The following is a 5928-nucleotide window of genomic DNA, read 5'->3' on the forward strand; positions in this document are numbered from 1 at the left end:
CCTGCTGTGGGGAGCAGAGAGGAATCAACGGCGTTGTGCACGGATCTGTGGTTAATGGCAAGTTTGGACGACAGACCTCCTACATCGCATGGCCGATCGGCTCGATCTCCAACTGCTTGCCCTTGGCTTGCGCCGTTCAGCGTGGATTCGCTTTTGGACGCAAACCGGGCTTGGAATTGTGATTTTGGGGGTGTTGATGTTCAACAACATCGGCGGAAGCTTGAGCAGAAACGCTGATAAAGCCTTGGGATTGGGTCCGGGACTTTCACTCACCACGCTGTCGTTTTTGGTGTTGCTGTTCAGTCTTTGGCAGGGTTGGTTGGTGGTGCGGCTTGGGCGCGCCTTAGACAGTGGTGCGCGACCGAGTCGGGGTGAGGCGAGCCGAACCATCAAGCGCAGTTTGTTTGCTGATCTGTTGGGTCTGGTCTTTGCTGCGGTGGGCTATCAATCCCTCGCTGGTGCCTTGTTTGTACAGGCATCACAGCAGACGCCAGGCATTGCCATTGGTTCCAGAGGGGCGAGTGAAAACATGGCGATTACCTCCCTGGAGATGCTCTCGGTACTCAGCAACACCCAGGTGTTGTTTGCCCATGTGATTGGCTTGATTTTTTCGCTGTGGATGCTGCAAAGGATCTATCGCACGAGCTGAACGGATGGGGCTGAGCCGACCTATCACTCAACTATTGATCGAGGTGTAGATGGGGTAAGGAGGACAGACCTCCTCGCCAGAAAAGCTCGGGTTGGATTGGGGTGAGTGAGGGGGCATCTGCTTGGATTTGGGCCACGTCAGTGGGCCAGTCGCGGGGACCATCACCGCCCGACTCGAAATCTTCGACAGCTTCACCGGCCAGCCAGTAATAGGTGCGGCCGCGGGGGTCGACCCGAGGGCTGAATTGCTCGTCGTAGCGACGGATCGAGAGGCGGGTCCAGCTCAATTTCCCCATGGCCTCTTGCTTGCAGGGGGGGACGTTCAGATTGAGCAGCAGGTTGTCCGGCCATTGATCGGCAAGGGCTGTTTCTGCCACCTGGATGGCCAAGTTTGCGGCGGCTTGGAAGTCTCTCCACTGAAAACAAGCACTGCTCACCGCCATCGCCGGTAGGCCTTCCAGCGTGCCCTCCATCGCGGCGGCCACGGTGCCGGAGCAAAACACATCGGTGCCGAGGTTCGGGCCATGGTTGATCCCTGAGAGCACCAGGTCTGGCTTTTCAGGAAGCAACTCAAACAGGGCTAATTTCATGCAATCCGCAGGGGTGCCGCTGCAGGCCCAGGCCTTGATTCCAGGTTCAAACAGTTCATCGGCCCGCTCGGCACGGAGCGGGGTTTGGAGGGTTAGCCCGTGGCCCGTGGCCGATCGCTCCTGGTCGGGACAGACCACCGTGACCTGATGCCCGGCTGCTGCGGCCGCTGCCGCCAGGGTGCGGATGCCGTCGGCAAACACGCCGTCGTCGTTGCTGATCAGGATCCGCAGGGGAGTCATCAGAAGGGTTGCTCAACGTTGGTTGGAACCTAGTCGTGATGGCTCCCTACAGTCATTGCCGCGAAACCAATGCCTTGAGCGCCACGATTTCCCTGCAGCAGCTCACTGATCAGCTGGACGCCCTAGAGGCGGCGGCGGCGGTTGAAATTCAGGCGGCCGCCGATGCCACTGCCCTGGAGCAGCTTCGGGTGGGTCTGTTGGGCAAGAAGGGGCGGCTGTCAGCTGTCCTGGGGGCGATGGGCAAGCTGCCGGGGAATGAACGCCCCTTGGTGGGCCAGCGCGCCAATGTGTTGAAAACCTTGGTGCAGCAGCTGCTATCTGAGCGCCTGGAGGCGGTGAACAGTGCTGCGATGGCGACAAGAATCGCAGCTGAAACCCTGGATGTCACGGCGGCTCCGCTAGGGGTGCCGATGGGGCACCGGCACCCGTTGATCACCACCACCGAGGAGATTGTTGATCTGTTTTGCGGCCTTGGTTATCAGGTGGAGGAAGGCCCTGAAGTGGAGACGGATCACCACAACTTCACTGCACTGAACATTCCGCCTGAACACCCGGCGCGCGATATGCAGGACACCTTTTATTTGCAAGACAACCTGTTGCTGCGCACCCATACATCGCCGGTGCAGATCCGACACCTTGAAACCAATCCACCCCCGGTGCGGATCGTGGCTCCAGGCCGGGTGTATCGACGGGATGCGGTGGATGCAACCCATTCGCCTGTGTTTCATCAGGTGGAGGTGCTGGCCATTGATGAAGGCTTGGATTTCAGTCACCTCCGCGGCACGGTGATGCAGTTCCTCAAGGCGTTCTTTGGTGACCTACCGGTGCGCTTTCGCGCCAGTTACTTCCCGTTTACAGAACCCTCCGCTGAGGTGGATGTCCAATGGCGAGGGCGCTGGCTTGAGGTCATGGGTTGCGGAATGGTGGATCCCGCAGTGTTGGAGGGGTTAGGCCTTGATCCCGATCGTTGGAGTGGTTTCGCTGCCGGTTTGGGGGTAGAGCGGTTCTGCATGGTGCGTCATGGCATCGATGACATTCGCCGCCTGTACACCAGTGATTTGCGCTTTCTGGATCAGTTTTGATTCAAATCATCTTTTTTCGATCTGAAAATCACCCGTGACGGATAGGACTCGAGTTCAATACCAGTTGCATTGCTTTATGGGATCTTTGCTATTGCATAGGGGTTTTTAAATTACTCCATTAAGCTGTCGTGTAATATTCGAATGAGTAGCCTAATTCCATCATCTTTTTTTAGATTGTCGAATGCTGGTATTCCGCTTTTTTTGAATTCTCTAAGGTCATCTCTTAATTCTGGGTGGAATTGACATGTGAATGATCTGCGAGTTTGTCGAGTGTCGTAGTCCCTATAGTTGATACATGTTGCGGCAACTTCTGTGCACAACCTGCCTTCAGCGGTTGTTGAACACAGGATTTCAATACTGCTCGGAAGATTGAACAACCAAGAAAGTTCAGATATCACAAGCTGGTTCCTTGCGGGCAGAAGTGATTGATAGAGATTGCGATAGGCCCAATTCGCAAACAGGATGGCTTCTTCGTTGACTTCGTCGGTATGGAACATAACAATATTTAAGTCCTTTTCGTGAGAAATTGATTCTTCAATTACACCATCATATTCTTCTGCAGTGATTGCTTGAGTGGTGATTAATTCGGCTAGTTCTGGGTCGGGATGGGAGCTTGATTTTTCATAGTGAATGATTTCACAGTGACCCGCCTCTGGAACTTCGTTGATCCCTACGGCGAATTCTGGATGATCCCAGCCCGTCGCAACAATTTTGTCGTCTTTGACGATTCTTAGTTTTGTTCCTAGAGCCTGAATTCTATTGCAGACTTGTTTTAAAGCATTTCTAGAATTGGGCTGATTGATTAGGATGTCATCAATAGTCTCCAGAATCTCGTGAGTTGCTTTTTTTATTAATCGTATATGTGCTTGCGCGGCAAGCTGATGTCCAAGGCAGATAAATATAGAGGGAGCACTTCTAAGTCTCCTTGATAAAATAAGCTCCTCACTTAGATCGAGGAGATCAGCATGAGAGCAATTGGTATTATCAAACGATTTGCTATCTCTTACTGTTGGATGCCCGCCTTCAAATACAACAGCTAGAGAAGACGTAAGAACATGAGCGAGTTTTTTTCGGTCCATTAAGCCAGATTTCCACAAAGGGAACACAATTGAGTCGCAATCAGCGATTCTCTGCGCAAGCCATGCAACATTGATTGAGGCTCTTACTGGTTCGCCGATAGTGTTGAATCCAACATGATCAGCAGGTTCGACAATGCAAATGGCTTGATTGAATGCAAATGGAGTATTGATAAGAGTGTCTAGATCTTCTTGCGATGTAATCTCTTTTTCTAATGGAGCAGAGTCGCCCCATCCATAATTGATTGAATCAGATGTATCATTGTCATAATGAGCTTGTAACAAACTCGGAGAGTGGCGATCTCGTAAGAATTCAGAGAACAGGGCCTGAATGGATTTGAAGCTTGACTTCCCAGGCCTGTAGAAGCCAGGAAGGAGTCGCCAGGATATGCTTCTATCCATCTTCAAACTCGCGGGATGAATATCTAAAATTTTACACTATTAGTTCTTTCACTCTGCTTTTTAAAACTTGTGGCCAATGACTTTGTGTCTGCAGCCTTTGTTACATTTTCAGTGAAGGCGTTGGCTTGATTTGTATTTAATCAGCGAGGCCGAACCTTTTGAATTGAGCAAGATGCTTGGCGAATCAATCTAACCTGCAATAGAGACGAGGCAATTCTCAATACTCTCAGGGGCAAATTTATATCTGATGTTGTATAGAATTAGTGCTCAGGACTCAGTGCGTGCTGCCCGCCACTGCAATTTCAAAAATATGAATCTCAGAGACTTGTCATAATCATCACCAGTGCGAACCTACGCTAGTCAAGTTGTTTGGCATACTATATGCTTAACATTGGTAGTATCAGCCAATTCAGTTTGGATTAGCGAGAGTGAGTCGCTACTGTTTTGCTCGTACGCTCTGTTGTAATGCTTTTACGGTTGTCATGTTTCTTGGCGTCATTCAGTGGCCCCAAGAAATCAGTTTACTGATCGTTCCTGAAGGCGTTGACGAAAGGGCTGAAGGCTTTTGTCTGCTTAGGAACCGTTTGTCATATCTCAAGGCAAGCGCTTCATGGCATCAGTGCTTTACTAGTTGTTCATATCGACAGGGCGATGGTGACTTCTAGTCTGATGCTCTTGAGCTTCATCCTGTCTGTTGGCTTAATCCCAGCAAGCCACGCCAAAGATCCAGTGCCTATCACGCTCGGGAAGTGCGATCCTAGCGGCGCAGTCAAGACACTTGATGCAGGATTAAAGAAAGGAAAAAGCCTGAATGATTCGATGACAATGGTCATTCGAAGCAAGCAATTTGATGGCTCAAATGCCTGTATTACGTTTATTCGGGAAGCCTCCATGGAACAACGTGAATTATTCCCCTATGCTTTTAAGAAGCTTTGGATGGAGTAGTCATCAATTCCCGTTTACTCTGTGGTTGAAAAGTTGGCTTTGATACGGTGTTTTCGTGATTAGTCTTGATTGTCCGCATCAGTTTAGAGCTTTTCGAAAGTATTCAGTCTCTCTGCAATTGTTGTTCCTGTGATAGTTGCCTACATCTGACTTTGAGGTCTCTTGCCACGATTCGTCATGTCTGGTTTTGCCAGATAGGCCTTGGATGCATTCTCGATCAAGATCGCCTGAGAAGCGGGTATACGTTTGTTTCGATCCAACCTTTTTGGATTTTGAAGGCTTCCCTTGCTGAATGCGAATTGTGGGCTGGTCGTGAATGGCGAGGTGATGCAGACAAAATATCGGCGATCATCAATAGGATTAAAGGTGGCCAGTATTCAGGCTTTAAGAGGTGATTTGTAAGGACTTCTAGGTCAGCTTGATGTTGATCAGAGCTATACCTCTATAGGATCAGCCCTTAGGGACTCCATCAAGAGATCGAATCGAACTGAGTCTCCAAGGCAGCACATCGTCATTAGGAAATGGCACATGAGATACCCAGTCAAATGAGCTTCACGGCTGACATCGATTCGATCTCTATAAGCGTCGACAGTCTCGTTAAGTTCGAGGCTTGCCTGTAAGCACAAATTCTCAATTCTTAAAGATGTCATGCATTCTCCCAACGTCACTACTCTGAATACGCATCTCATGCTTGGCATCAGTCGGTATACCTACGTGCTGCAAGGTGTTTGCTAAACAGTCAATCGATTTGTAGACGAACAGGATGTGCTGCTGCTTGATCGTGACGTTCCCTTGTATGGGCACTCTTTAACTGTCTTTTTTGTCTGGATTCATGCATGGCTGACTCGCAATTCTCCAATGTCATGGTGGATGAAAAGGGTTGCGACTCAATCGCTATGGCTTTCTTTCCTTGTTCGCAGGCTTGGTTCTCTAGAGAGCTTGGGC

The 5928-nt window shown here is 50.2% G+C and carries 5 protein-coding genes; 3 read left to right on the forward strand and 2 right to left on the reverse strand.

The annotated features are described in order from the left end of the window. The first annotated feature begins 88 nt into the window (after positions 1–88). Entirely contained in the window at positions 89–649 is a 561-nt protein-coding gene (locus NCN04_RS06755; RefSeq protein ID WP_250395582.1) for a DUF3611 family protein, read from the forward strand. Between the two features lie 31 nt (positions 650–680). Here the strand turns inward: NCN04_RS06755 and surE are convergent, their stop codons facing one another. Beyond that, on the reverse strand, positions 681–1478 hold the full coding sequence (gene surE / locus NCN04_RS06760; protein ID WP_250395583.1) for a 5'/3'-nucleotidase SurE: 798 nt from the start codon (positions 1476–1478) through the stop codon (positions 681–683). A gap of 74 nt (positions 1479–1552) precedes the next feature. Here surE and pheS point away from each other — a divergent pair, with 74 nt between their 5' ends. Further along, the gene (gene pheS / locus NCN04_RS06765) at positions 1553–2560 is read left to right on the forward strand and encodes a phenylalanine--tRNA ligase subunit alpha (protein WP_011618737.1); all 1008 of its coding nucleotides are present in this window, start codon (positions 1553–1555) and stop codon (positions 2558–2560) included. 110 nt (positions 2561–2670) lie between these two features. On the opposite strand, the gene NCN04_RS06770 is transcribed toward pheS, so the two are convergent. Further along, on the reverse strand, positions 2671–4038 hold the full coding sequence (locus tag NCN04_RS06770) for a hypothetical protein (protein ID WP_250395584.1): 1368 nt from the start codon (positions 4036–4038) through the stop codon (positions 2671–2673). A 543-nt stretch (positions 4039–4581) separates the two neighbouring features. Here NCN04_RS06770 and NCN04_RS06775 point away from each other — a divergent pair. Beyond that, the gene (locus tag NCN04_RS06775) at positions 4582–4983 is read left to right on the forward strand and encodes a hypothetical protein (RefSeq protein WP_245407240.1); all 402 of its coding nucleotides are present in this window, start codon (positions 4582–4584) and stop codon (positions 4981–4983) included. Positions 4984–5928: the final 945 nt, after the last annotated feature.

The organism is Synechococcus sp. MU1655 (genome assembly GCF_023630655.1).
Classification (GTDB): Bacteria; Cyanobacteriota; Cyanobacteriia; order PCC-6307; family Cyanobiaceae; genus Synechococcus_C.